Raw genomic sequence first — 25,730 nt, forward strand, 5'->3', positions numbered from 1 at the left:
TCAAAGGCTTCAACTGCATTCTGTTGAGGCCTTTTGCGTAAAAAACCATTAAAATGACGGAAGATAACGAAGATTTTTTAGAAGAGGAATTGTCAGGGCCCGGATATGTGGATATTGATGAAGAAAATAAAGGCCTGTATGAGCATCTTAATATTACCGTAGACAAAAACCAGGAACCGCTGCGGATTGATAAGTTCCTGCTGATCTACCGCCAGAATTCTTCCAGGAATAAAATATCACAGACCTGCCGGGCAGGAAATGTGGTTGTGAACGGAAATCCTGTGAAGCAGAATTACCGGGTAAAGCCAGAAGACCAGATCTCTGTGCTGCTGGCACATCCCCCTAGGGAAAATGTGATCATCCCTCAGGATATTCCCATTAATATCGTATATGAAGACGATGATCTTGTTGTGGTGGATAAAGAAGCCGGCATGGTCGTTCATCCAGGATTCGGGAACTGGGACGGTACCCTGGTGAATGCACTTGCATTTCACTTTGAAAAAAACAATGAAAAATCTGATCTGGACAGAGTGGGACTTGTACACAGGATTGATAAGGATACTTCGGGACTGCTGGTCATTGCCAAAAATGAGTATGCATTGAGCTTTCTGGCAAAGCAGTTTTTCAACCGAACGACCAAGAGATTATACTGGGCTTTCGTCTGGGGCAATATGCAGGAAGATGAAGGTACTATAAGAGGGCATATCGGCAGGCATCCCAAAAACAGGATGCAGATGTCCGTTTATGAAGACGGCAGCCAGGGGAAACATGCCGTTACCCACTATAAAGTCCTGGAACGTTTCCGTTACATGACTTGGGTGGAATGCAAGCTGGAAACGGGACGTACCCATCAGATCAGGGCGCACTTCAAGCATATCGGGCATACCCTGTTTAATGATGAACGTTATGAAGGCCATACGCCGCTGCGGGGTGTTAATCTCCCAAAGTACAGGCAGTTCATCAAAAATGTATTTGAAATCCTGCCTAGGCACGCGCTTCATGCCCATACTTTAGGGTTTATTCATCCTACCACCAAAAAGGAATTGTATTTCGAGAGTCCAATGCCTCAAGATATGGCGGATGCCGTAAAAAAATGGAGAAAATATTTAGAAAACTAAAAATATATTGAGAATTTTTTTATATTTGTTGAATTGAAATCAAGATTTGTTATGAGAAAACTATATGCTATCGTATGTTTAGCTCTTTTGTCAAATGCATACAAAGCACAAGAAACATTACCATACTATCAACAATATCTTTTGGATGGTGAGTTTCTGTTCAACCCGGCACAATACGGAAAAACAGATTACGTTCAGCTCAACCTCAACTATCAGCAGCAATTTACCAAGTTCAGCGAATCTCCTAATGTACAGTCAGTAGGGATCAATGCGAATATTTTTGATAGGGTGGGAGCAGGTATTTCTGTGTTCAGGGACAGCAATGGACCTATTTCCGCGGGAGGTATTACAGCGGGTGCTTCATATTTTATTCCTCTTAGCAGTGAAGGAGACAGAAAAGACCAGTTCTCTTTCGGTACGAGCGTTAGCTTTTACAACATGAATTTTGATTACTCTAAAATCAATACTGAAGACGCTTCCGATCCTTTATTGCAGGGAAGTGAAAGCAATATTTTCATGGCATATGCCAACTTCGGGGTAGCGGCTACCTACAGAAATATCTTTGCCGGGGTTTCCGTGAATGACATCGCCCTTACCAATGATGAGTCTATCATCAACGGACGTGAGCCTTCGCCGATCAAATTTTTCTTGAATTTAGGATATGACTGGCATTTCGCAGACAATATGTATGTGACACCGTCTGCATTGATTAACCTTAACACGAATTCCACAAGAACGATTGACTATAACTTAATGGCTACGTTCTTCAACGATATCAATTCATTCTCCTTCGGAGTGAACTACAGATCTGTTCAGAACAGGTTCGACAGCCAACAGCTGCAGATAGCACCGGTAGTGAAGGTAAGATTCAATAAGTTTATGGTAGGAGCAACCTACAACATCGGATTGTCCGATATCCAGGAATATGGCGGAAACAGCTTCATGATCGGATTAGGATATAATTTCGATAACTTCATTAATCACAGAGGATATAGATATTAATCCAGTAAAATTAAATACATTTGAGCTCTGATTTTTTCAGGGCTTTTTTTATGATATATATCCACATACCTTTCTGCAAGCAGAAATGCAGCTATTGCAACTTTCATTTTTCAACCTCCATGCAACTGAAGGAAGGAATGATTGCTGCCATGAAGAAGGAAATAGCCCTCAGAAAAGGCGAACTGCAGCATAAAACACTTCGGTCATTGTATTTCGGAGGCGGCACGCCATCTGTCCTGTCACCGGATGAAATCAATGGACTGATCGATGAGGTGCTGAAATATTTTAGTTTTGAAAAGGATATTGAGATTACCCTGGAAGCCAATCCGGATGATCTTGACAACAATTTTCTGAAGGCTCTATCTAAGTTTCCGGTAAACCGCCTTTCCATAGGTACCCAAAGTTTTTTCGATGCAGATCTGAAACTCATGAACCGTGCCCACAATGCATCTGAAGCTGAAGGCTCCATTAAAAGGGCCCAGGATTACGGGTTTGAGAATTTAAGCATCGACCTTATCTACGGATCACCAACATCAGGCCTCGAAGTGTGGAAGGAGAACCTGAAAAGGACCATAGCCCTAGAGGTACCACATATTTCTTCTTATGCCTTAACAGTGGAGCCGAAAACAGCCCTCGAAAACTGGATTGAAAAAGGAAAAGTGAGCACTCCTAAAGAAGAGGAACAAAACAGCGAGTTTTACTACCTTTCATCATTCCTTAAAGACCATGGCTTCGATCATTATGAGATTTCGAATTTCGCCAAGCCAGGCTTCTATTCCCGCCATAACTCTGCTTACTGGAAGTATCATGAATACCTGGGAATCGGCCCATCAGCCCACTCTTACAACGGTTTTGATAAAAGGAGCTGGAATGTGGCCCATAATCAGCACTATATCCAGAAACTCAGCTCAGGGATGCTGGCCAAAGAAGAGGAAATCCTTTCTGAAAAAGATCAGTTCAATGAAATGATCATGATCGGGCTCAGAACAGTCTGGGGAATAGACCTTGATCAGCTGAAAACAAAATTTTCTGAAGCTCTTATAGAAAATTTTAATGCAGGCATCCGTCAAAAAATGCTGGACGGTATCCTGATTACTGAAAACAACCACCTTAAGATCCCCGAAGAGCACTGGTTTATGGCAGACGGAATAGCGTCAGACTTGTTTATGGTGTAATGATACAGTACAAACTGTACTTTGTGGGAAATAAAAAATGTCATTCCCTTCGAAATGACATTTTTATTTAATATTAACCTTTATTCCAGTAACTTCTTTCTCAGAATTTGTATCTCTTCCGGGCCGATTCCCATTTCTTTTTGTAAATAGTTGTCTATGGAACCATATTGTTTTATAATAGCATGAACGGTGGCCATAAGCCATTCTTTTTTTACCTGCTGAACGGATTTTGGCAGTGTTTTCATGCCATCCTTCGTAGGAATGGTGATCACTTTGTTAATTTCTGCCTTCCTGTAATAGTTAGATGCCAGATAGTCCTGCATAATGGTACTTTCAGGCACGCCCAATGCATAAAGCAAGAGGGCTGTTGCCATTCCGGTCCTGTCTTTGCCTGCGGTGCAGTGATAGACGATGGGCTCATCTGAACATAATATTTGCTGAAAAACAGGTTTATATCGTTTGGTAAGGTTAGGCAGATCTGTGTAGACAGCGATAAGTAAGGAGTCCATTTTCTTTTCATTCGTAAAATCAATCATTGTTTTTCCGATGTTTTCGCTGCCATAAGGAAGGTTGATCCATTGAATCCCTTTCGGAAGATTGTCTTTAGCAATGGCAATTTCATAAGGCCCCCTGAAATCGAAAACCGTTTTTACCGCCAGCTTTTTAAGTTCGAGCGTATCGCTTGTCGTAAGCTTATTGAGGGCGGCTGACCGGTATATCTTGCCCCACTTTACGGTCTTTCCGTCTTTGGTCTTGTAGCCTCCGATATCCCTGAAGTTATCTGTGCCCTGCATGGGGATTTTTCTTTGCAGGCTGTCATTAACCTGAGAATAAAATGCCATTGGAAACATCATTATAAATAAGTACAGCATATTTTTCATGGGTAAGTATATATTTTTAAGGTTATATGCAATCGCATCATCTTCATAAGTGTTTGCATTTACAGATTATGGCGATTTCAAAATTCAATGTATTGTTAGGATTAAATGATATGAATAGAAAAAATAATCACATCCGAAAATGTGATTATTTAAGCTATGCTATTTCAAAAGCCACATCAGCTTGGTTGTATCATCAGAACCTCCGTACTGGGACTGGATTGCATTCTGGTAATTGGCACTGTTGTATGTGATTTCACCCTGAGGATACATCCATCGGTAAGGAATCGTATTATTTGGAGTTCCTATGCCTACACCTCCCTGCTGAAAGGCCGGATATCCGGTTCTTCTCCAGTTATAGAATGCCTCGTACCCGGAATTGCAGAATAATGAAACGTATTTCTGTGTGAGGATTTGTTTTAATCCATCGGTAGAGTTTCCTGTATAGGCTACGTTTGCAAGGAAGGTATTGGTATCAATGGTTACGGCTCCTAAAGTGCCGCCTAAACGGTCGCCCACTGTAAAAGAGCTACCGTTGGAAAGGCCATAGAAACTTAAAGAAGCATTGATTCCTTTTGTATACCAGCTTCCGGCATCTCCTGTTGCCCAGCCACGGTTGATCGCTTCAGCGATATTAAAACACATTTCAGGATATCCTATTAATACAAAAGGTTCTGCTGTAGAGCCATCCTGTGAAGAGAAATATCTTTTGTAATTAATATACGAATAAGCACCTTTATCCGAAGAAGTGTTTCCTGCAGTATCCGTTCCTGCGAAAAGTACAGATTGCGCAGTGTTGGTACTTGCACCCACATAAGCCGAGAAATCAGATATAGGTACTCCCGCCACTTTGTACTTAGCCGGAGCCGGCGTAGCAAATACAAAGGTTCTCGGATCTTTTGTGGCTGTTGTAATATCAAGGATCGTTTTACCGATATTGGCACCGTAGGTGTAAGACCTGCTGGTATAGATAGGATAGGGATTATAGCTGGTATTGAATCTGTACATCATATTATCCGAAATGGATTCCATAACAGGATATTGGGAAGGGTTACTGAGGATCATCGCAAATTGTCCTTTGATATTGAGATCCGGTGTGTCGTCTGCCCGTTTGCTAAGGCTGATGAGCACTCGAAGCCTGTAAGAGTTCACCACTTTCTGCCACTGGTAATACGTAAGTCCGAAAATATCGCCTGAAGGATCGGCAACCGTATTTTTCAGATTAGGATAGGTCGTATTGATGTTTCCCAGCAAGGTATTGGCTTCATTAAGCAAAGCCAGGGAATTTTTATACACATCTTTCTGGGAATCATACTTAGGCGTTAGATTAGATGAATTTCCCGCTTCCGTCATTGGAATGTCTCCTACTCTTTGTGATAACCATATGGAAGAATAGGCTTTAAAGAATTTAGAAAGAGCGCTGTAGAAGCTAATTTTAGCATTGTCACCCAGTTTGGCTGCCTGCTGTTCCATTTTAATAGAGTATAGAAAAGTATCGTACTCGTGATCGGAAGTGGTCCAGCTGTAAGAGTTAGATCCCCAATAATAGGTGTAATTGCTTACATAATACTGATTCGTCTTATGTGCCTGCTGAAAAGGCATTTCATCAGATTTAATAAGGTTTGAGGTAATATGGTTTAAAATCAGGGAAGCTGGAATAAGTGCGTCTTCCGATCTTGAATTGGGGTTGCTGAGTAAGCTGTCATCCCTGTTGCAGCTGCTAAGTATAAATCCTGCGGTAATTATAATAGCAACGTTGTATATCCATTTATTTTTCATTGTTCTTTTGTATTAATTTTAATTAAAATCCGATGTTCAAATTAAATCCGATGGTTCTGGTGGATGTACTCTGTAAACCTACATTTCCTTTCCCGCCACCTGCAGTACGGTCGGCAGAATTGAATCCGGCGGCATAAGAATCCATATCCATATCTTTTCTTTTGGCAAAGTACAACAGGTTTCTTCCAACCAGTGATACGCTGAGCGATCTGAGGAATGTGCGATCCAGAAATTCTTTAGGAAAAGAATAACTGAGACTGGCCTCTCTCAACTTTACAAAAGTTCTGTCTACCATAAAATACTCTGTGGTGTTATAAAGATTGGTAATATAGCTCTGTGTGGTTACGGCGGTAGTATTCGGTGCAAAAGTAAGTTCGTTCATATTGACAATCTGTCCGTTGACAAACTTGGGTGTCCCGGAAACAATCACTACACCCTGGCCTACATACGACGGAGTAATGCTTCCATTATCCCGTAAAGAAACCCATTCTAGGTAACGGGCATCTCCAAATGCCCCTGAGGCACTTTCATAAGCCGTCCCTCCGTTCATGGCCTGAGCATACAGGAAGTCGTAAATCTTTCCGCCTACACGGGCATCCCACTGGAAGCTCAAAGCCCAGTTTCTATATGAAAGATTATTGGTGATGCTGATAGAGTAATTCGGGTTTAGGTATCCGAGGAATCCATTTTGGCTGTCACCGCTTGGTGCCTGATAGACCAAACCTGCTGAATTATGTACAATATTTCCCTGCCCGTCCCTTACAAAAGTTCTTCCATAGTAAGCATCCAAACGATCTCCCACTTTGTAATTGTGCCCGTTCAGCCAAAGTTCGTCACTTCCGGGCGTAATATCTTTCAATGTTTCTTTATACGTACTCCAGTTGGCGTTCATATTCCAGTTGAATCCGTTTTGGTTCTTGATGATATTGGCATTCAGGCTGACTTCAAAACCTTGATTTAATGTTGTGATACCGTTAATATTATGGTAATTCTGGCCTACCGACGGAGCATTTCCTAACGCATAAATCTGCGGACCGTTAATGGTTCTGAAATAGGTCGCATCAATACCGATCCGGTTTTTAAAGAACTTAACATCTACACCGGTCTCATATGAAATTCTCCTATAAGGATTAAGGTTCTGGTTGGCGATGGTAGAAGAAAAATCCACAGAAGCAGTTCCGTTATAATAACTGTTGTTGGAATATCCGTTCTGATTGGCGTAGGTAGGTCCGTCATAAGATGTATACAGTTCGGAACCATAATGCAATAATCCTGCATTTAAAGTATTCCCTGTAATTCCCATATATGCAGAACCTATGGTGGATGACGTTAATGCTCCTTTTACATCTGCAAATGAACCTCTGATCTTAAGATAAGACACTGCATTACCAAAATGCATATAATCTGAAATCACGGAACTTATGGATGCCGACGGATAAAAGAACGTATTATAGCCTTTACGCAATGTGGAAAGATTGTCTACCCTTCCGGTCGTGTTGATATTGAAATAGTTTTTGTATCCGAAATCCACAGAGTAATAGGCACTGTATACCTGCATCTGGGAACCCCATGAATACGCGAGTCCGGGAGCCTTCGTATTAGAAAGCGAGTACAATTGCGGAATGGCAAGACCCTTTGTAGTTGCCCAGTCTGAGTCATACTTGAATAACCTCATATTGGCACCTCCTAATGCGGAAATATTCCAGTTTCTGATCTGCTTATTAAAATTAATCATCAGGTCTGTGTTATTTTCCAGAAGGTTACGCTTATCTTCTCTGTAATCCCCGTACCATCCGAAAGTATACCAGGGCACGTAATCATTAAGGTTCGTAGAAGGCCCAACTTTTTCCGTACGCATCTGGTTCCATGTGGTAATTTGCGATCTGGCGCTGATGCTCAGATCAGGCGAAACGGTATAAGTTGCCTTTAGATAGCCATAAATATCGGTTTTCTGGTGGGATCTCAGCCATTGGTTGGCCATAAACCAGGCACTGTTCAGACGGCCGTACTCTGAAGAATACTGAACAAGATCCTGAACACCCTGCGGTCCTTTCCAGATATCGCGAAGATCATTGATATCATAATCTGAAGAACCATACACTTTGAACATATAAATGTAACTGTTTGGGCCATAGTTCACATCGGGGATATTCGGAGTGTATTGCTGGCTAAGATTAAGATTTCCGTCAAAGCGGATTTTGTCATTGAGTTTATATCCTAAATTAATGTTGAAGTTATCTGCATTGAGTTTCGTATTGGGAAACATTCCCTGCTGGTAAAGGTGGCTGTAAGATAATCTGGCATCATAATTTTCTCCGGAAGTAGAAAGGGAGATATTATTGGTATTAGTAATCCCTGCCTGAACAAAATTCTCAAAATTTTTCTTTCCTCTGGCCAGCCAGGGTGTTTTGCCACGTGTTTGGGTTACAGGATCCCAGGGACTGTCATATTGCTGGATAGGCTGACCTTCAAACCTTGGACCCCATTCCGGTAGTCTTTGTCCGTTATCGTAGAGAACATTTCCGTAGCTGTATTTAAAACCAGTACCTCTACCATATTCATACTGGCTCTCGGGGAGTGCAATGAAGCCGGTGTCGTACATCGTAGTGCTATTGAAATCTACCGTCCATCCTCTTTTATTTCGGGTACCCTTTTTTGTGGTAATGATGATTGCTCCGTTAATTCCTCGGAAACCATATAGAGCAGCTGCATTGGGACCTTTCAGGATAGAATAGCTTTCGATATCATCCGGACTAAGATTCCAGGTATCAGAATTGATCGGAACACCATCTACTACAAAAAGTAAATCCTTGCTTCCTCTCAAAACAATTTCCGGGCGTCCAAGCATCTCTGTACTTGCCCCAATGTTTAGTCCCGCCACTTTTCCTGCCAGAGCATTCAGCGGGTTGGCAGCACGCACTTTATTCACAGCATCTCCTTTTACTTCTGTTACATCGTAACCCAGTTTTTTAACTTCCTTTTTAACTCCCATGGCTGTAATCACCACTTCGTTGATATCCGCTGTTTTTATGGAATCTTTTTTCTGAGATTTCACCAGATTTCCCATGAAAAGCAAGCTTAAAATAATGAGGGCACTAGACTGATTTTGCTTCATTTTTTTTGGTACAAATGTATAGTGAATGCAGTTGCACCATTGTTAAGAGACAGTAAATTATTTGTAGTGGTAACTTTAAATTTATTCAGATAATACCACAATCTTAATTTCAGGTTAAGAGCATGTTGCCATCGGATTTATGATCATTTTTAACAGTATAATTCCGATTTGATTTCACGATCGGGAAAATATTGTTTTTCTTATTATTGTAGGGTTTCAAAAAGAGACAACCATTGGCTGAGGCTGTATTCGTTTTTATGTCTGGGAGGCTGATCTCTGATTTTTAAATATGTTAATTTCAGTTAAATTTATTCTGATCATATTAAGGAATTGTTAACGTGACCAATAATCCGGCATATCCAAACCAATCCAATTAGAATTTTTTTGGAAAGTATGCGCAGATAATAGTCTGCCTTATGCCATAAAAATTCTTATTTTTGCATAAATTTCAGTTCATTTGAAAACAAAGAAACAGGATTATTCACACCTTTCACCGAAGCAGCCGATCGGCATTTTCGACAGTGGTGTTGGTGGTTTAACAGTAGCCAAGGAAATTAAAAGGCTTCTACCGAATGAAGACCTGATTTATTTTGGTGATACCAAGCACCTGCCGTACGGAGACAAGTCGAAGGAAGCCATCATCGGATATTCAACGCGGATCACCAATTTTTTGCTGGAGCAAAACTGCAAAGCAATTGTAATTGCCTGCAATACAGCTACAGCTAATGCGCTGACTGAAGTGATGGAGCTGGCCGCCGGAAAAGTACCCGTAATTGATGTGATCAACCCCGTGGCCGAAAAAGTATCATACGAAATCCACAATAATGTGGGGGTTATAGCTACTAAGGCTACGGTAAATTCCGGATTGTATAAAAAAAGCATCCGCAAGCATAACAAATGGATTAAGGTAGACGAATTGGCGACCCCGTTACTGGTTCCTGCCATCGAAGAGGGATTTAAAAATCATCCTATTACCCATGCTATCATTTACAACTACCTTAGCAACAGCAAGCTGAAGAATATAGAAACACTGATCTTAGGATGTACGCATTATCCGTTGCTCATTGATGAAATCAAGCAATATTACGGCAACCGTGTGCGGGTAATAGATTCACCGAATATTGTAGCCAATCATTTAAAAATCATTCTGGATAAATATCACCTGTTGAATGAAAGCAATCCAAAGCCAAGCTATCATTTTTATCTTTCGGACCTGACTAAAAATTTCGAAAAAATTTCTAAGAAATTCTTCGGTAAAACCATAGACCTGGAACTAAAAGTATTATAAAATATAAAAAGCTGCTTCTTGAAAAGCAGCTTTAATTTTGGGTGATAGTACGATATATCAGCGTCCGATAATAACTTTCTCCATATCCAGCCTTCTTTTAGGCGTATGGCTCGGATGGTTGATGTCATTTTCATCCCGCTTTCCCAAGGTAACGGCAAACAGGGTTTCATAAGCTGTATTATTGAGTATCGCATCATACTGATCAGCCTCTATGCCTTCCATCGGGGTTGAATCGATTCCCATAGCAGCGCAGGCGGACAAAAGAATGCCTAATGACAGATAAACCTGGTGCTCCATCCAGGCTCTGATGCCTGCAGTGCCTTTGGGCTGCACAAAATTCCTGTAGTAATTCACAGACCCTTCCGGGAGGTTTTCCTCAATCTGCTTTTCAAAGTCTTCAGGAGTTTTGATCACCTGGAAAACAATCAGCACACTGCTGTCAAGGATTTTTTCTTTATTGAAATAAGATGCTTCGGCCAGTTGCCTTTTAGTTTCATCATCGTTGACAAACACAAAATTCCAGGGCTGACTATTGATGGATGACGGGCTCAGGTGCAATATGTCTTTCAGCTGCTGAACGGTGTCTTCGCTGAGGTTTCCTTTAGGGTCATACTTTTTTACGGTATACCTAGATTTCATTTGTTCCAGAAAATTCATAATCATATACTATATTTTTTATAGTTGCAAAACTATTGTAAGTTTTATACATTTGCAATAACGGTAAAAAATGATAGTATAAAATGTATATCATCGACAATAAAACATATCCCTGCAGCACCAGTGTGACAATGAAGTTCATCGGCGGAAAATGGAAAGCGGTTATTCTTGTCCACCTTGCAGACGGTGCCAAACGATACAACGAACTCAGGAAACTGATTCCCACCATCACGGAGCGTACCCTGAGCCTGCAACTAAAGCAGCTTGAAGAGGACAACGTAATCAACAGGGCAGTATATACGGAAAAACCACCGCTGATGGTGGAGTATACTCTTACAGATTTTGGGAAGACCCTGCTTCCGGTGCTTCATGAAATTAACCGGTGGGGCATTGAGGCAGCTAAGACGTCAAAAAAAATAATCAGGAAAGCTTCCTGATTATTCTGCTGTTTCTATTGCTATATTTTCTTCTTGGTTCGGCTTGAAAAAACTGAAACTTACATTGCCGTATTTCCTGGTGTCTGTAAGGTTCGGATGGCTGAACTTCATCCTGCTTTGATGTTCAATGATCAGCACGCCATTTTCCTTCAGGAACTTATTATTCAGTACCAGAGAGATAATTTCCTGGTATTTTTTCTCTTCCATCTCAAAAGGAGCATCGGAAAATACAATTTCAAAGGATTTTTTATTCCTGAATTTCTTCAGCCAGTCGAAAACATCACCACGCTGAACATTCACCTGTAGGGACATGTCAAGGTCCGCAGCAGTGGAATTGATGAAAGCAGTATGTTTCGGGTTAAGCTCCACTGAAGTCACGTCCTGAGTACCTCTGGAAGCAAATTCCAGGGTAATGGACCCTATCCCCGCAAAAAGGTCGAGCACGGATACCGACTGCATATCGTAAGTATTCTCCAGAATGCTGAATAAGGCTTCCTTAGCGAAATCCGTTGTAGGCCTTACATCAAAGTTTTTCGGAGCGGCTATTTTTTTGGCCTTCCATCGGCCCGATATAATTCTGTACATAATAGGTATGGTAACAGCAGATAAATGGTCAGTAGTTGTACTGAAAGCCTTCTGCCGCTTAGTTTAAGATAAAATTTTTATTCGGAAGGTTGTCAAAGACGATTTTGAGGTTCTTCACAAACTTCTGAAGTTCTGAAATAAAGGTTTCATTTTCCGTGGTTTCCCCATAAGCATAAAAGTTGGTTTCATTGATGCCGAAACCTAATTTGCTGAGCGTAAACATAATGAAATAAAGGAAGTCAACCTCTGAGTTAACATCCAGGTTGTTATACAGGATCACTTGCTTATGGTCGACAGCGAAAAACTCGCACTGATTGTGATACAGGTTGATATGGATTTCCTTGCCGTTTTTATTATTCACGGAGTTCAGGAATTTCTCTCCGGAAAAATTGAAGTGTACCGGAATGCCCACCTCCTTGATTTTCCTGTAAAAATTTTTCGGGAATGTATAATAGAACTGAACCTTGAACTTCCTGTTGATGGAGAGCATCAGCTCTTCCTGCTGGCTGTCTGCCGGAGCATTATAGGCAATCAGGTCAAAGCCGCTTTCGTGATCCGTAAACCCTTCCGGCATCAGCGTGAAATGATTCAGGGCAGAAATCACATGGATTTCGTCGAACCTCTGTTTTGTCAGCACCTCATCAAGCTTCACGGCAATAAAGTCTTCCGGGGAATCTTCTTCAACGAAATACGATTTTTCTTCCAGGATGCTCTTGTTTCTGGCAATCTGGGAGATCAGTCCGTCTTTGGTAAAAAGTAAATTAAGTACGTTCATATTCTAATACATGCAAATTTAGTGAAATTCTACCATTACCGCACCGGATTGATGGTGAAGTATTTCCTTATTGTAATAATCTATACCGGTCTGGCTTTCCAGCACATCCCAAACCATTCTCTGGAGCGTGCCGTCGCCGATGCCGTGAACAATTTCCAGCCTTTTCAGATGGTTCTTACGGCAGAACTGCAGGGTGTCCATCAGTTTCTCCTTCTGCATGAATAATCTTTCAAAACTATCATAGTCACCTGGATTCTTGACCAGATTATGAAAGTGAAGATCCAGCACCATAGGATTTTTCTGATGCTTTTTGGAAACGACCTTCTTGGGTTCTGCTTTCTTTACGATCCTGATGTTTTCATAAATACCGTCATCTTTAGGCACCAGCTTATCCTCAGGATACTGATGGGTAAATCCGTATTCATCCCTGAATACAACCATATTCCCCCGGGTTGAAGTCACAATCCCGCCCAGGTCTTCATCTACTACGGAAACTTTGTCACCGATCTTCATCTGATTGCTTTTTTAAACTGAATTTTATTTTGGACCCAATTCAATCACTTCAAGATCCTTGATCTCTGCGCCGTCGATAACAAAACGCATCATGGTTCTCATTTTGTGCCATCCCTGCTTTCCACAGGCACCCGGGTTCAGATGCAACAAGCCGTTCTTTTCATCAAACATGACTTTCAGGATGTGCGAATGCCCGGAAATAAACATTTTGGGTGTTTTTTCGGCGATGGCCGCTTTGGCGACCGGGGTATATTTTCCGGGATATCCGCCGATATGCACCATCAAAACCTCCACATCTTCGCAGACAAACCGGTTTACCTCAGGGAATTCAGAACGGATCTTGGCATTATCGATATTGCCATATACTCCTTTTAAGGGTTTAATCTGTTCCAGCTGTTCAATTACTTCCATGCTCCCGAAATCGCCGCCGTGCCAGATCTCATCTGCCTGCTCTGCGTATGATAAAATTCTTTCATCCATATAGGAATGGGTGTCGGATAAGAGGAGGATTTTGGTCATAAATGAACTTAATTTTCTTTGAGAGTCCAAATTTACTCAATAATACTGAATTGTTTACCTTTGAGAAAATTTTAAAACAATGAAGCAGAAGCTCTCTTTATTCTTTCTTCTTTGTTGCCTGATGTCTTTTGGACAGGTGGACGAAAAGAAACTGGATGCATTGATCCTGAATACACTGAAAACTTTTGATGTGCCGGGAATCTCCGTTGGGATTGTGAAAGATGGTAAAGTCATATATTCCAAAGGATTCGGATTACGCTCCCTAACATCGAAGCAACCGATGGATGACCAGACTTTGGTGGGGATTGCATCAAACTCTAAAGGTTTTACCTGTACGGCGCTCGCCATCCTGGCTGATGAAGGGAAAATAGACTGGGATGCAAAAGTATCCCAATACATCCCGGAATTCCAGATGTATGATCCGTATGTATCGCAGAATGTGACCGTACGGGATTTAGTAACCCACAGGGCCGGCCTGGGTCTTGGACAGGGAGACCTGATGTTTTTTCCGGAAGGCGGAAACCTGACGGTTAATGATATTGTACACAATGTCCGGTATCTAAAGCCTGAAAACCCTTTCAGGACTACCCTGGATTATAACAACATCATGTTTATTGTGGCAGGCGAGGTGATTCACCGGGTTTCAGGGATGAGCTGGGCTGAATTTATCGAACAGCGGATCATGAAGCCGGTAGGGATGAATACCAGTTTCGGAAGCTACAGCAGAGCCAGCGCAGCGACTAATAAAATTGATGCCCATGCCCCCGTAGACGGAAAAGCCATTGCGGTACCGCATGACTGGAATGAAACCGCGAATGCGGCAGGCGGGATCCTGAGCAATATTAAAGATATGACCTTATGGGCGGATTTCCTGCTTAATAATTTTACAACGAAAGAAGGGAAAAAGCTGGTTTCTGATAAGCAGGTCCAGCAGTTGTGGAGCCTTCAGATTCCAAGCGGTGTGGCTCCCAAAAACCCTTATGATACCAGTTTTTACGGATATGGGATGGGTTGGTTCCTCAGCGATGTCAAAGGGCATAAACAGGTGCAGCATACCGGCGGGCTGATTGGAACGGTAACCCAGTTTACCCTCATTCCTGATCTGAAGCTCGGCATTGTAGTACTCACCAATCAGCAGTCCGGAGCAGCTTTTAGCACCATCACGAATACCATAAAAGATGCTTACCTGGGAATACCTGAACGCAACTGGCTGCAAACCTACAGCAGCAGGATGCAAAAAGTGGAGGCGGAATACAGCAAACAGAAGAAAGAGGCTTACTCAGCATCCGAAGCATTCAGGAAAAATAAAGACCTTCAGCCTAAAGCAGAACAGTTCACCGGAAAATACCAGGATACATGGTTCGGTGACGTCGATATTATCCGGCAGGGAACTACTTACAGAATAGAATGTGCTCGTTCTCCAAGGCTGAAAGGGGAATTACTGCCTTATTCAAATAATTCGTTTATCATCAGATGGGATGACCGGAGCTATGATGCCGATGCTTATATTATTTTCAGCTATGATGAACAGGGGAAAGCACAGTCGGCAAGGTTAAAGCCGATTTCAGAGGTGACGGATTTCAGCTTTGATTTTGAAGATCTTGATCTGAAGAGAAAATAAATACTTATCTTAACAGGAACAATATATAACGGGCTTAGCCCGTTTTTTTATTGTCGTATATGAGAAAACCGTAAGTCTGGATATCTAAATTTTACCCGGCTCATAGAAGAAAAGGAGTTTTTTTGCAGCACCGTCAAACTCAGACCACGAATCGCAGTCGATCTCGAATCCTGCTACGCCACAGGTGGGAAAGTGGAAAATATGTTCCGAGATGGAATTGGCAAAATTGGAAATCCCGTTATTATGGGAAAAGAAGGCTACCGAATGATGGCTGTCATCCAGTCCGTAAATAACCGAATGGAAATTATTCTCGGAAGGGTTGTAGAGCTTTTCATCTGTTCTGATGGAAAGCTGGTATGCCTGATTAAAAATTTTGCAGGTATTGAGGGCACGGACCGCCGGGCTGGATACAAAGCTGTCAATCTCAATTTCTTTGTTTTTTAAAAACCGGGAAATGCTTGACGCTTCTTCTAAGCCTTTGTCTGCCAGAGGTCTGTCGAAATCTTCGGTTTCTTCAGGCCAGTCGCTTTTCGCATGCCGTACAAGGATGAGTTTCTTCATAATTCGTTTTTAGAAAAATAAATTTATAAAAAAAATCATGGAATAAAACATGATTGATAAAAAAAACTGTGTTAGGAATAAAATGATTAAAATTTATTAAATTTGCAGACCTATGGGACAGATCCTTGCTATAGACTATGGAAAGGCACGTTGCGGTATTGCGGCAACAGACGATATGCAGATTATCGCCAGCGGACTGGAGACGGTGGAAACCAGGTTTTTAACTGAATTCCTCAAAAAGTACTTCAGTGCAAATTCTGTAGAAGGAATTGTGGTAGGTTTACCCGTAGATTTGAGAGGAAATATTTCAGAAGTGGAAACGGACATCCTGAAATTCATAGAAGAATTCAGAATCCTGTTTCCGGCTATACCGGTTCACCGCTTCGATGAAAGGTTTACATCCAAAATGGCTTCGTTTTTTATCTCCCAGAGCGGAAAAAATAAAAAACAGAGGCGGGAAAAAGGATTGATTGACAAAGTAAGTGCAACGATAATATTGCAGAATTTTTTAGAACAAAGAACAAAATGATTTTACCGATAAGAGCCTTTGGGGATCCTGTTTTACGGAAAGTAGCCAAGGATATAGACCAGGATTACCCGGATTTACAGGAGCTGATAGACAATATGTTTGAAACTATGTATAGTGCCAACGGTATTGGGCTTGCTGCTCCGCAGGTAGGGCTGGACATCCGTCTGTTCGTCATCGACGTATCCCCGCTGGCAGAAGATGAAGATTATGAAGACATCAAAGATGAGCTGGCAGAATTTAAAAAAGTATTCATCAATGCCAGGATCCTGGAAGAGTCCGGAGAAGAATGGAAGTTTAATGAAGGCTGTCTCTCTATTCCGGATGTACGGGAAGATGTAAAAAGGAAAGAAACCATCGTGATCGAATATTATGACGAAAACTTTGTCCTTCACACAGAAACTTTATCAGATATCAGGGCGCGCGTGATCCAGCATGAATATGACCATATCGAAGGGATCCTGTTTACCGATCACCTGAGTGCGCTCAAGAAAAAGCTGGTTAAAGGCAAACTGTCCAAAATTTCACAAGGAGATGTGAGCATCAGCTATAAAATGAGATTCCCTAAATAATTAATTGTTAAAATAGAAATAAATTAAAGCAAAAAGCCTCAGTGCCTTTGCAGGATGTAATAAAAAATAAAATTATGCTGTTAGAAAAAATAATTTCAATTTCCGGAAAGCCAGGACTTTACAAATTAGTTTCCCAATTGAGAAACGGATTCATCATTGAAGATGTGACAACCAAAAAGAAAGTAAGCATCGGAAACTCCAGCCAGGTAAGCCTTCTGGACAATATTGCCATGTTTACCTTCGATAAGGAAGTTCCTTTATTCGAAGTTTTTGAGAACATCGCTAAAAACAATGAGTATAAGGAAACCATTTCCCATAAATCAGGAGAAGCGGAACTGAAAGAATTCATGACAGCTTCACTTCCTAATTATGATACAGAAAGGGTATATGCTTCAGACATCAAAAAACTGGCACAGTGGTACAATATCCTTCACAAGGCAGGCTACATCACCCCAGAAAGCTTTGTAAAGGCTGAGCCTGAAACGCTTGATCCTGCACAGGACACTGTAGAAACAGATAAAGAAGCCCCTAAAAAACCGGCTGCTCCAAAAGCGGAAAAACCGGCAACCCCAAAAGTAAAGGCGACTTCAGCAGCGAAATCAGCTCCGAAAAGCACCCATACTAAAAAAGGATAATTCAGTGATCTGAATTCAGATATAAACCTTGTCAGGAAGTTCCTGGCAAGGTTTTTTGTTTGAATACAGCAAGTATTCTTCTGATCCGTATCCTTCAATGTCCGGAATGATATTCCCTTTAGGTAAAGTAAAAATGGAACTTATATATTCCGTAAATTTGCATTACTTTGAATTCTTAGATTATGAATACCAAACAGGAAAAACTGGATGCTTTCGGAAGATTGCTGGATATTATGGACGACCTGCGCGAAAAGTGCCCTTGGGACCGGAAACAGACTTTGGAATCATTACGGCACCTGACGCTGGAAGAAACCTATGAGCTTTCTGACGCCATTCTGCAGAACGACCTACAGGAAATCAAGAAAGAACTGGGCGATGTCCTGCTTCATCTGGTTTTTTATGCTAAGATCGGTTCTGAAAAAAATAGTTTCGATATAGCGGATGTGATCAATTCGCTTAATGAGAAGCTCATTTTCCGCCACCCACATATTTACGGGGATACTGAAGTGAAAGATGAGGAAGAGGTAAAGCAAAACTGGGAGAAGCTTAAGCTCAAAGAAGGAAACAAATCCATACTTGGAGGCGTTCCTAACAGCCTTCCGAGCATGGTAAAGGCCTACAGGATCCAGGATAAGGTGAAAGGGATCGGTTTTGAATTTCATGATGCGGAAGACGCATGGAAAAAAGTGGATGAGGAAATTAAGGAATTCCACGATGAAACAGATCCCGTTAAAAAGGAGGAAGAACTGGGGGATGTATTTTTCTCACTCATCAATTATGCAAGGATTTCCGGGCTCAATCCTGATTCTGCACTGGAAAGGACCAATATCAAATTTATTTCACGGTTCCAGAAGATGGAGCAGCTTGCCTATGAAGAAGGTTTGAAGCTGGCCGATCTTTCTCTTGAAGAAATGGATGTGCTCTGGGAAAAAGCCAAACGTCAGCAATAGTATGAAAGTAAGCAACCCTGTACCGCACCGTTTTCATTACCTGCTGGAATTTAAGCAGACCGAAAGGAAATGGCATTTCCCGTTTCTGGCAGCCCTGTGTATCGGAAGCTGCCTGTTTATCGGATATCTTTCAGGAAAACCCAATTACGGAAGCCTTTCCAGCCTGGGTGCCCTGACCATCCTGTATTTTACTTCCGCGCCCATTACCCAGCGCATGGTACATCTTGCAGTCTGCGCCCTGGGAATCGTCTTTTCTTTTTCAGTAAGCCTTTTCTTCAGTTTTAATGCATATGTGGCCGGCTGCTCTTTGGGAGTCATTGCCTTTCTGGCCCATTTTATCACTTCTTATTTCAGGATTTTGCCACCGGGAAACTTCTTTTTCATCATGGTGGCAGCTATGGCAAGCACTTATCCTTTTGATCCGGAACAAATCCCTGTCCGGGTTGGTCTGGTGGCTATGGGAGCCATGTTGTCCTGTTCCCTGGCTTTCTTTTACTCCGTTTTTATTGAAAAAAGCAAGGTCACCACGGTACCGAGAAGGGTATTTAACAAAAAACGGTATACAAAATTTGTGGAGAGTGCCGTCATTGGATTTTTCATGATGCTGACTTTGATTACCGGTCATCTGCTACAGTTCAGGAATACCTACTGGATTTCCATTGCGGCGGTTGCGATCATCCAAGGCCGAAATTTTGAGCATGTCCGCCAGCGGAATATGCACCGAATTTTGGGAACATTTATCGGAATAGGCTTTGCATGGCTGATTCTGTTGCTGCACCCTGATAAGCTGATGATGATTATCATGATTACGGTATTGCAGTTTGTTATTGAACTGCTTATTATGCGGAATTACGGGCTGGCTGTAGCATTTATTACACCGCTCACGATCCTGCTGGTGGAAACGGGCAGCAGTGTTCCGCATCCGGTAGGAGACCTGATCGAAGCCAGACTCCTGGATACGGTGATCGGAAGCCTTATCGGCCTGGCTGCGGGATATTTCCTGCACCATCAGCAGATCATCAACCGGCTGGAAAAACAGGTCCGATATTCTTATTTTCAGTTTAAAAAATTAAAAAAATAACGATGATGCGCCTATTATTCTTATCTGTTTTCCTTCTTGCCGCCTGTAACCAGAAAGCCCAGGATTCCAAAATGAAAAAGGAACTGGAAGTACAGTTCTCTATGCCTAAAAAGCTGAAAGAGGTTTCCGGCATTGCCCTGTCCCCGGATAAAAATACGATCTGGGCGATTGAGGACCAGGGTAATAAAAATATGGTGTACGGACTGGATTTCAAAGGCAACCTTATAGCAGATGTCCCGGTTGAAAACGCTGAGAACAATGATTGGGAAGACATTACGGCTGATGAGCACGGAAACCTGTATATTGGTGATTTCGGGAACAATGACAACGACAGGCAGAACCTTTCGATCTTAAAAATCGATCTTAAAAATTCCGGGCAGAAGTCGACGAAGGTCATTCAGACCACTCAATTCCATTATGAGGGCCAGACGGAATTCCCGCCTAAAAAATCCGGATTGCTTTATGACTGCGAAGCATTTGTCGCCATGAAAGGCTATTTCTATCTCTTTATCAAAAACAGGAGTAAAGGTTTCGACGGGACATTCCTGGTTTTCCGTATCCCCAATAAAGAGGGGAATTTTGAAGCCAAGCTCATCGGAAGGTTACAGCTTCAGGGGAAATACGATGATGCAGCGATTACTTCTGCCGCGGTTACGGCTGCCCATGATAAGATCGTATTGCTGACCCATAAAAATATCCATATCCTTTCCGGTTTTTCTCCGGATGACTTTTCATATACAAAGATCCATAAACTTCCCCTGCACCATAATTCACAGAAGGAAGCAGTGGTATTTCTTAATGACCATATATTGATTATTGCAGATGAGAAGGATAAGAAAACAGGAGGGAATGTGTACCGGTTTTCTTTGCCATAGCAATACACGAAAATTATTCATTGCTTAAGAATTCATCAATTGAGTTCATATAAAATTGATAATCTTATATGTCCATATCCATCTAGGTTAGTAACATGTAAGATTATTTTCTGTGTTTAAATCGGTTGAGTTGAACCATGAGCTCAAAATCTTAATTACGATTTATTTTATAATTATTTTCACCTTTATTTTAATACGACAAGTTTTGTCGCTTTGCTGATTTACCTTTGTTACAGGATGATTAAATAATGATAAGCATCATATTAAATTGTCATCATGCCTCTTTTTCTTGTGAAGTAAAAGAAGTATTTTAGCCGCGAAATTTATAAAAATAACAACTATAACCTTAATGCAAACACAGATATGAAGAAATTCTACACTGGCGCATTGTTCTTATGCGCAGCTCTGGGCATGTCTGCCCAGGAGGTGATCTGGCAGAAAGACATCCAATCTTCCTCACAGGATTTCCTTTCCCAGGTAACTACCACCATAGATCAGCAGTACTTAATTACCGGCAGTTCGATCCAATCCAAAAAACTTTCTGCTGAAGGCAATCAAAACAGTGGCTATGACTTCCATCTGGTAAAACTAAACCAGCAGGGAGAAGAGATCTGGGAGAAATATTTCTCCGGCCAGAACCATGATTTCTTATCGGCTACAGTAAATACCCAGGAAGGAGGTTTTCTTCTGGCAGGGACGAGTTTTTCTGGAAAAGGCTCAGATAAAAAAGAGGACTCCAAAGGCGGCTCAGATATCTGGCTGATCAGGATCAATGAATTCGGGGATGAACTCTGGCAGAAAACCTTAGGCACAGCTTCGGATGAAGAAGCCAGATCGGTGATCCAGACCACGGACTTAGGATTCTTTGTTGCAGGCAATATCCAGAATTCAGAGAAAGGTTATGGTTCCAAAGATGCCTGGATCATCAGGCTGGATAAAAACGGCAAGGAAATCTCCCAGCTGATATTAGGCGGCAGAGGCCTGGATGAAGTGGAAAAGATGATCCCAACGAAAGATGGTGGTGCCTTACTAGGGATCTACTCCCGAAGCGGAAGTGTTGCTATGAATGATCATCGATCATTGATGAATGATAAAATCAATGATCAATCATCACTTATCACTCATGCAAAATCGGCTGAAAATTACGGTGAAGGCGACTATTGGATCGTCAAATTAAACAAGGACGGGAAAGTTGAGTGGGAAAAGAACTTTGGAGGCAAAGGCGATGATCATATAAGGACCTTAGCTCTTACTTCAACGGGCTATCTCATTGGCGGGGAATCCAGATCTGAAAGATCGGGGAATAAAACCGTAGGGATAGAAGAAGGCACGGATATCTGGCTGATCGCTTTAAATGAAAGAGGAGAAGAAAACTGGCAGAAATCCTACAACTTTAAGAACCGGGATGTCTTGATGGGAATGAGTGTGGTGAATAAGAGCCAAGAGTCAGGAATCAAGAATCAAGATGGGCAGGATACAACAAAAGGGATTTTGCTGGGTGGTTACACTCAGGCAGAAGGAAGGATAGAGCATAATGATGAGACGTTCTGGATGCTGTATGTTGACCAGAATGGCAATGAGCAGTGGCGTAAGCATGTGAAGGGAGAATCCAGCAAGAAAGAAGAGCGGTTATCAGATATTAAACTGAACAGAGACGGTTCCATTATCCTGGCCGGAACCAGCGCAGAGGAGCTGGGTAAAGAAAACTGGAAGATCGTGAAGCTTGGGGACAGTCAGATCGATCAGCTGATTGAGAAGCAGGATATCAGGATCTACCCGAACCCTGTGAGTGATTACGCGTATGTTGAAATAGGGTTTGAGGGTCAGAGATCGGGCGTTTTTGAGGCTGAGATCAGTGTGTATGATATGGGCGGAAGGCAGCTTCAGAGCATCAGGACTAAAAACAAGGTGACAAAGATCAACACCCAGGCCTTGGTTCAGGGAGCTTATCTGGTAAGCGTAAAAACCAATGATAACAAAACGGCAAGTGCTAAACTGATTAAAAAATAAGCGCTAATAAAAATGAGAAAAACGTTAATAATTTTTGCTTTGTTTATGAAAATTGTTTTATATGGACAAGCAACCAGTGTGAATTATAATTCAATATTCAGTAAAACACCCCAAACATCAGAATTTGAGAGGTATGGAAATATTCCTGTTAATCTATTTACAGGAGGGATAGATTTGGGAATCCCTATTTTTTCAGAAAAGGGAACTAATGTAAATTTAAGTTATAATTCTTCAGGTTTTATACCCTCAAAAAAAAGTAATTATGTCGGTTATAATTGGAACTTGAATTATGGTGGTGTAATAAGCCGGGAGGTCAATGGAGTTGCTGATGAGTACAACTCAGATGGAAATGGTATTATGGGCTTTTTATATCTAACAAAAAACGTGTCTATGACCAATCAGGCAGCCTATAATAATGGATATACTTACAGCTATCCTAATGGTGCTGTTGTTAATGTAAATGGATATTTAACCGAAGTGAGACCAGATAAGTTCAATTTTAATTTCTGTGGAATAAGTGGATACTTTTATATTGGCAATGATGGAAATCCAGTTATTTCATCCAATACACCCAATCTAAAAATTAAGCTGGACAGACTAAACTATCAGTACTCCTATAATGGCTGTGAGCCTGATGTATCAGGTTTTACCATTACAGATGGTGAAGGAAATGAATATTATTTTGGAGATAATGTTGAAAATATGGAGATTTCCTATTATTTAGGACATCATTTAAACCCGTCAGGTGCGCAAGCTCAATTAGTTACAAATCCCAGTTATAATATATCAGCGTGGTATTTATATAAAATAAAATTTTCCAATAAAGAAGAATTAAAAATAAGCTATAAGAAAAGGCCCTTGCTTTACCCTGCACAATTCACTTTCTGCACAAGATGGAATACGCTGCCTCTGAAAAATCAATTTACAAATGGATCTCAGCAATTTTATGATATATTATTAAACAGTAATCAAACCAATTATTTTTATAATTACAGCTATTATGTACAAAATGGGGACACCTATACAGGATCAGGATCAGGATATAGTATAGAACCTCCTCATTATATTATAAATGCTACAAAAAAAGTATATCCAGAATCCATGGAATACTTAGGTCGGTTTTTGATTAATTTTAAATATAGTACTCAAACAGCGAATACTACGGAAAATTTTAACACTTATTTATTGGATTCTATAATTGTTAAAACCCCATCTCAACCAATAGATAAATTTAAATTTACATATGATGTTTCAAATAGGGATTATTATTTTCTTAAAACTATTACTAAGAACAATATAGAAAAATATACTTTAGATTACTCCAATACGGGATCATTACCTAAATTCAGTACTTTCGGAACAGACTATTGGGGATATTGGAACGGAGGAAATGAAACGGCTAATCAAATCATCCCTACTTATAAAATTAACATTTCCAATGGTGATCTTTCCATCACAGGAACAAGCAGGGAGCCTAATACAGGATTATATGGTACGGCCCAGTTAAGTAAAATAACTTATCCTACGGGAGGATACAGCACCTTTGAATACGAACCGCATTATTATTCAAAAAAGGTGGCTAAAAATAGTTCTACCAACTATCTTAAGCAGCTGATTTCGGCAGAAGGATATGTAGGAGGGGCAAGAATAAAAAAAATTGTATCATTTGACGGCTCAAATTCTATAACAAAAGAGTATAAATACATTAAAGATTATAGTTCAGGTTCTTCGGGAACTGCTTCAAGTGGAATCCTCTACAATGATTACAGAATGGTTGACTTTATTGATGGAGCGTATCAAACCAATCAAAGTTCATCATCATCAAAAAGGATTACAGAAAATGCTTCTAATATAGATAATAAATCTTTAAGCTCATACAATATTGCTTATTCAGAGGTTTCTGAATTAGAAAACAATGAGCTAAAGAAAAAATACTATTTTAGTGATTATTCTACCAATCCAGACTCTTTGGTATATAAGTCACAACAGAATCCATATAACTATACAAGTGTAAATCCGTATAATTATCAGAAAAATTTTGGATTGGTATATCTGGTTAAAAACAATGAAAGAGGAAAGCTTATTAAAGAACAATCCTATAAAAATGGAACAGACTTAGTTTTACAAACTACCAATTTGTATGGTTCATTAAAGACGCATCCTCTTTTAGCCAGCAATTATGTTACAGGTGCTGACCAATCGGTTTCATGGGTTAACATATACAAATTTTATGGATTACCTTATGTTCTTTTAAAATCTGCTACTCAAAAATATTTAAGCCCTTCAACAATAGAATCATCTACGGAGTATAGCTATGGTAACAATGTTCATTTAAATGTTACATTACAGAAAGATATTTTTCCTGAAGGAAAACGAATAGAGACAACATACAAATATGCTTTTGAGAAAAGCAATCAAAAACTGATAGATTCCAACAGGGTGAACATTCCATTGGAAATATCTGTAACAAAGAAGAAAGATATCAGTGATGTAGGCAAAATAACTTCTAGGATAGAAACAATATATCCTGATCAGTCTAATTATCCGACATTAGCTGCTGGTAATCTGATATTACCCCTGTCTACAAAAACCTACGATATTCTGAACAGCGGTGCTGCTTACGAAGAAGTGACTTATGATAAATATGATTCTAAAGGAAATTTACAGCAGTATACCAAAGACGGAGTTCCTGTAGCAATCATTTGGGGTTACAGTGATACCCAACCTATTGCCAAGATAGAGGGAGCCAAAATCACTGATATCCAACAGTCATTAATCACAAATATTGTTAATGCATCAAATACCGATGCCTCAGCTGCAGCCAACAATGATGAAACTTCTTTTTTGACAACGTTGGATGTTTTCAGAAAAGACAGCAGTTTAGCAGGTTATCAGATTACCACATATACTTATGATCCGCTGATTGGAGTCAGGAGTATCACCCCGCCTTCCGGGATCCGGGAATACTATCAGTATGACTCCGCCAACAGGCTTGAGAAAGTCATTGATTCCGATAAGAAGGTTCTGAAAGAATTCAAGTACAACTACAAAAACTAAA

23 protein-coding genes are annotated in these 25,730 nt (G+C 40.8%); 14 read left to right on the forward strand and 9 right to left on the reverse strand.

From position 1 onward, the window contains the following. The first annotated feature begins 53 nt into the window (after positions 1 to 53). Genes QE404_RS00225 through hemW form a run of 3 tightly spaced genes read left to right on the forward strand, consistent with a single transcriptional unit; the run spans position 54 to position 3,295 of the window. The gene (locus QE404_RS00225; protein ID WP_307445099.1) at positions 54 to 1,118 is read left to right on the forward strand and encodes an RluA family pseudouridine synthase; all 1,065 of its coding nucleotides are present in this window, start codon (positions 54 to 56) and stop codon (positions 1,116 to 1,118) included. Between the two features lie 51 nt (positions 1,119 to 1,169). Further along, positions 1,170 to 2,120, forward strand: coding sequence for a PorP/SprF family type IX secretion system membrane protein (locus QE404_RS00230; protein WP_307445103.1), 951 nt, complete (start codon positions 1,170 to 1,172; stop codon positions 2,118 to 2,120). Positions 2,121 to 2,170: 50 nt separating this feature from the next. Next, on the forward strand, positions 2,171 to 3,295 hold the full coding sequence (hemW, locus tag QE404_RS00235; protein WP_307445105.1) for a radical SAM family heme chaperone HemW: 1,125 nt from the start codon (positions 2,171 to 2,173) through the stop codon (positions 3,293 to 3,295). 80 nt (positions 3,296 to 3,375) lie between these two features. On the opposite strand, the gene QE404_RS00240 is transcribed toward hemW, so the two are convergent. The 3 genes from QE404_RS00240 to QE404_RS00250 all read right to left on the reverse strand — a co-directional run bounded on the left by QE404_RS00240 (position 3,376) and on the right by QE404_RS00250 (position 9,067). Further along, complete coding sequence (locus QE404_RS00240) at positions 3,376 to 4,137, reverse strand: tyrosine-protein phosphatase (RefSeq protein WP_307445107.1); 762 nt, start codon at positions 4,135 to 4,137, stop codon at positions 3,376 to 3,378. A 198-nt stretch (positions 4,138 to 4,335) separates the two neighbouring features. Beyond that, the gene (locus QE404_RS00245; protein ID WP_307445111.1) at positions 4,336 to 5,952 is read right to left on the reverse strand and encodes a SusD/RagB family nutrient-binding outer membrane lipoprotein; all 1,617 of its coding nucleotides are present in this window, start codon (positions 5,950 to 5,952) and stop codon (positions 4,336 to 4,338) included. 22 nt (positions 5,953 to 5,974) lie between these two features. Beyond that, the gene (locus QE404_RS00250; protein WP_307445114.1) at positions 5,975 to 9,067 is read right to left on the reverse strand and encodes a SusC/RagA family TonB-linked outer membrane protein; all 3,093 of its coding nucleotides are present in this window, start codon (positions 9,065 to 9,067) and stop codon (positions 5,975 to 5,977) included. 457 nt (positions 9,068 to 9,524) lie between these two features. On the opposite strand from QE404_RS00250, the gene murI reads away from it, so the two are divergent. Then, the gene (gene murI / locus QE404_RS00255) at positions 9,525 to 10,355 is read left to right on the forward strand and encodes a glutamate racemase (protein ID WP_307445117.1); all 831 of its coding nucleotides are present in this window, start codon (positions 9,525 to 9,527) and stop codon (positions 10,353 to 10,355) included. Between the two features lie 57 nt (positions 10,356 to 10,412). Here murI and QE404_RS00260 read toward each other — a convergent pair whose 3' ends face one another. Beyond that, positions 10,413 to 11,012 (reverse strand): nitroreductase family protein, encoded by a 600-nt coding sequence (locus tag QE404_RS00260; protein WP_307453304.1) that lies wholly within the window; start codon positions 11,010 to 11,012, stop codon positions 10,413 to 10,415. A gap of 83 nt (positions 11,013 to 11,095) precedes the next feature. On the opposite strand from QE404_RS00260, the gene QE404_RS00265 reads away from it, so the two are divergent. Then, positions 11,096 to 11,449 carry a winged helix-turn-helix transcriptional regulator gene (locus tag QE404_RS00265; RefSeq protein WP_307445120.1) on the forward strand — a complete coding sequence of 118 codons (354 nt, stop codon included), beginning with the start codon at positions 11,096 to 11,098 and terminating at the stop codon, positions 11,447 to 11,449. Here the strand turns inward: QE404_RS00265 and QE404_RS00270 are convergent, their stop codons facing one another. From QE404_RS00270 to QE404_RS00285, 4 genes are read right to left on the reverse strand one after another with little or no spacing between them, the layout of a single operon-like run. Continuing rightward, positions 11,450 to 12,034, reverse strand: a complete 585-nt coding sequence (locus QE404_RS00270) for an RsmD family RNA methyltransferase (RefSeq protein WP_307445122.1) — start codon at positions 12,032 to 12,034, stop codon at positions 11,450 to 11,452. 58 nt (positions 12,035 to 12,092) lie between these two features. After that, positions 12,093 to 12,809 carry a DUF3822 family protein gene (locus QE404_RS00275; RefSeq protein WP_307445124.1) on the reverse strand — a complete coding sequence of 239 codons (717 nt, stop codon included), beginning with the start codon at positions 12,807 to 12,809 and terminating at the stop codon, positions 12,093 to 12,095. Positions 12,810 to 12,827: 18 nt separating this feature from the next. Next, positions 12,828 to 13,322, reverse strand: a complete 495-nt coding sequence (locus QE404_RS00280; RefSeq protein WP_307445126.1) for a Smr/MutS family protein — start codon at positions 13,320 to 13,322, stop codon at positions 12,828 to 12,830. Between the two features lie 24 nt (positions 13,323 to 13,346). Next, positions 13,347 to 13,841 (reverse strand): metallophosphoesterase family protein, encoded by a 495-nt coding sequence (locus tag QE404_RS00285; protein WP_307445128.1) that lies wholly within the window; start codon positions 13,839 to 13,841, stop codon positions 13,347 to 13,349. Positions 13,842 to 13,920: 79 nt separating this feature from the next. Here QE404_RS00285 and QE404_RS00290 point away from each other — a divergent pair, with 79 nt between their 5' ends. Further along, positions 13,921 to 15,462, forward strand: a complete 1,542-nt coding sequence (locus QE404_RS00290) for a serine hydrolase (RefSeq protein ID WP_307445131.1) — start codon at positions 13,921 to 13,923, stop codon at positions 15,460 to 15,462. Positions 15,463 to 15,546: 84 nt separating this feature from the next. On the opposite strand, the gene QE404_RS00295 is transcribed toward QE404_RS00290, so the two are convergent. After that, on the reverse strand, positions 15,547 to 16,023 hold the full coding sequence (locus tag QE404_RS00295) for a SixA phosphatase family protein (RefSeq protein ID WP_307445133.1): 477 nt from the start codon (positions 16,021 to 16,023) through the stop codon (positions 15,547 to 15,549). 112 nt (positions 16,024 to 16,135) lie between these two features. On the opposite strand from QE404_RS00295, the gene ruvX reads away from it, so the two are divergent. The 8 genes from ruvX (at position 16,136) to QE404_RS00335 (ending at position 25,729) form a co-directional block, all read left to right on the forward strand. Beyond that, positions 16,136 to 16,552: a Holliday junction resolvase RuvX gene (gene ruvX / locus QE404_RS00300; protein WP_307445136.1), complete on the forward strand. Its 417-nt coding sequence runs from the start codon at positions 16,136 to 16,138 to the stop codon at positions 16,550 to 16,552. Next, positions 16,549 to 17,121, forward strand: a complete 573-nt coding sequence (gene def, locus QE404_RS00305; RefSeq protein WP_307445139.1) for a peptide deformylase — start codon at positions 16,549 to 16,551, stop codon at positions 17,119 to 17,121. The genes ruvX and def overlap by 4 nt, the downstream gene beginning before the upstream one ends. Before the next feature lie 74 nt (positions 17,122 to 17,195). Next, positions 17,196 to 17,756 carry a DUF5606 family protein gene (locus QE404_RS00310; protein WP_307445143.1) on the forward strand — a complete coding sequence of 187 codons (561 nt, stop codon included), beginning with the start codon at positions 17,196 to 17,198 and terminating at the stop codon, positions 17,754 to 17,756. A gap of 182 nt (positions 17,757 to 17,938) precedes the next feature. Continuing rightward, positions 17,939 to 18,706 carry a nucleoside triphosphate pyrophosphohydrolase gene (gene mazG, locus QE404_RS00315; protein WP_307445145.1) on the forward strand — a complete coding sequence of 256 codons (768 nt, stop codon included), beginning with the start codon at positions 17,939 to 17,941 and terminating at the stop codon, positions 18,704 to 18,706. 1 nt (position 18,707) lies between these two features. Beyond that, on the forward strand, positions 18,708 to 19,787 hold the full coding sequence (locus QE404_RS00320; RefSeq protein WP_307445147.1) for an FUSC family protein: 1,080 nt from the start codon (positions 18,708 to 18,710) through the stop codon (positions 19,785 to 19,787). A gap of 2 nt (positions 19,788 to 19,789) precedes the next feature. Next, on the forward strand, positions 19,790 to 20,662 hold the full coding sequence (locus QE404_RS00325; RefSeq protein WP_307445150.1) for an SdiA-regulated domain-containing protein: 873 nt from the start codon (positions 19,790 to 19,792) through the stop codon (positions 20,660 to 20,662). A 363-nt stretch (positions 20,663 to 21,025) separates the two neighbouring features. Continuing rightward, complete coding sequence (locus QE404_RS00330; protein ID WP_307445153.1) at positions 21,026 to 22,672, forward strand: T9SS type A sorting domain-containing protein; 1,647 nt, start codon at positions 21,026 to 21,028, stop codon at positions 22,670 to 22,672. Positions 22,673 to 22,684: 12 nt separating this feature from the next. Further along, positions 22,685 to 25,729 carry a hypothetical protein gene (locus tag QE404_RS00335; RefSeq protein ID WP_307445156.1) on the forward strand — a complete coding sequence of 1,015 codons (3,045 nt, stop codon included), beginning with the start codon at positions 22,685 to 22,687 and terminating at the stop codon, positions 25,727 to 25,729. The last annotated feature ends 1 nt before the right edge of the window (position 25,730 follow it).

This window comes from Chryseobacterium camelliae (assembly GCF_030818575.1).
Lineage (GTDB): Bacteria > Bacteroidota > Bacteroidia > Flavobacteriales > Weeksellaceae > Chryseobacterium > Chryseobacterium camelliae_A.

Excerpts from the sequence above, each read along its gene's own strand:
- QE404_RS00225 (WP_307445099.1), top strand. The coding sequence starts at position 54 with ATGACGGAAGATAACGAAGATTTTTTAGAAGAGGAATTGTCAGGGCCC.
- QE404_RS00230 (WP_307445103.1), top strand. The coding sequence starts at position 1,170 with ATGAGAAAACTATATGCTATCGTATGTTTAGCTCTTTTGTCAAATGCA.
- hemW (WP_307445105.1), top strand. The coding sequence starts at position 2,171 with ATGATATATATCCACATACCTTTCTGCAAGCAGAAATGCAGCTATTGC.
- QE404_RS00240 (WP_307445107.1), bottom strand. The coding sequence starts at position 4,137 with ATGGCATTTTATTCTCAGGTTAATGACAGCCTGCAAAGAAAAATCCCC.
- QE404_RS00245 (WP_307445111.1), bottom strand. The coding sequence starts at position 5,952 with ATGAAAAATAAATGGATATACAACGTTGCTATTATAATTACCGCAGGA.
- QE404_RS00250 (WP_307445114.1), bottom strand. The coding sequence starts at position 9,067 with ATGAAGCAAAATCAGTCTAGTGCCCTCATTATTTTAAGCTTGCTTTTC.
- QE404_RS00260 (WP_307453304.1), bottom strand. The coding sequence starts at position 11,012 with ATGAATTTTCTGGAACAAATGAAATCTAGGTATACCGTAAAAAAGTAT.
- QE404_RS00265 (WP_307445120.1), top strand. The coding sequence starts at position 11,096 with ATGTATATCATCGACAATAAAACATATCCCTGCAGCACCAGTGTGACA.
- QE404_RS00270 (WP_307445122.1), bottom strand. The coding sequence starts at position 12,034 with ATGTACAGAATTATATCGGGCCGATGGAAGGCCAAAAAAATAGCCGCT.
- QE404_RS00275 (WP_307445124.1), bottom strand. The coding sequence starts at position 12,809 with ATGAACGTACTTAATTTACTTTTTACCAAAGACGGACTGATCTCCCAG.
- QE404_RS00280 (WP_307445126.1), bottom strand. The coding sequence starts at position 13,322 with ATGAAGATCGGTGACAAAGTTTCCGTAGTAGATGAAGACCTGGGCGGG.
- QE404_RS00285 (WP_307445128.1), bottom strand. The coding sequence starts at position 13,841 with ATGACCAAAATCCTCCTCTTATCCGACACCCATTCCTATATGGATGAA.
- QE404_RS00290 (WP_307445131.1), top strand. The coding sequence starts at position 13,921 with ATGAAGCAGAAGCTCTCTTTATTCTTTCTTCTTTGTTGCCTGATGTCT.
- QE404_RS00295 (WP_307445133.1), bottom strand. The coding sequence starts at position 16,023 with ATGAAGAAACTCATCCTTGTACGGCATGCGAAAAGCGACTGGCCTGAA.
- ruvX (WP_307445136.1), top strand. The coding sequence starts at position 16,136 with ATGGGACAGATCCTTGCTATAGACTATGGAAAGGCACGTTGCGGTATT.
- def (WP_307445139.1), top strand. The coding sequence starts at position 16,549 with ATGATTTTACCGATAAGAGCCTTTGGGGATCCTGTTTTACGGAAAGTA.
- QE404_RS00310 (WP_307445143.1), top strand. The coding sequence starts at position 17,196 with ATGCTGTTAGAAAAAATAATTTCAATTTCCGGAAAGCCAGGACTTTAC.
- mazG (WP_307445145.1), top strand. The coding sequence starts at position 17,939 with ATGAATACCAAACAGGAAAAACTGGATGCTTTCGGAAGATTGCTGGAT.
- QE404_RS00320 (WP_307445147.1), top strand. The coding sequence starts at position 18,708 with ATGAAAGTAAGCAACCCTGTACCGCACCGTTTTCATTACCTGCTGGAA.
- QE404_RS00325 (WP_307445150.1), top strand. The coding sequence starts at position 19,790 with ATGATGCGCCTATTATTCTTATCTGTTTTCCTTCTTGCCGCCTGTAAC.
- QE404_RS00330 (WP_307445153.1), top strand. The coding sequence starts at position 21,026 with ATGAAGAAATTCTACACTGGCGCATTGTTCTTATGCGCAGCTCTGGGC.
- QE404_RS00335 (WP_307445156.1), top strand. The coding sequence starts at position 22,685 with ATGAGAAAAACGTTAATAATTTTTGCTTTGTTTATGAAAATTGTTTTA.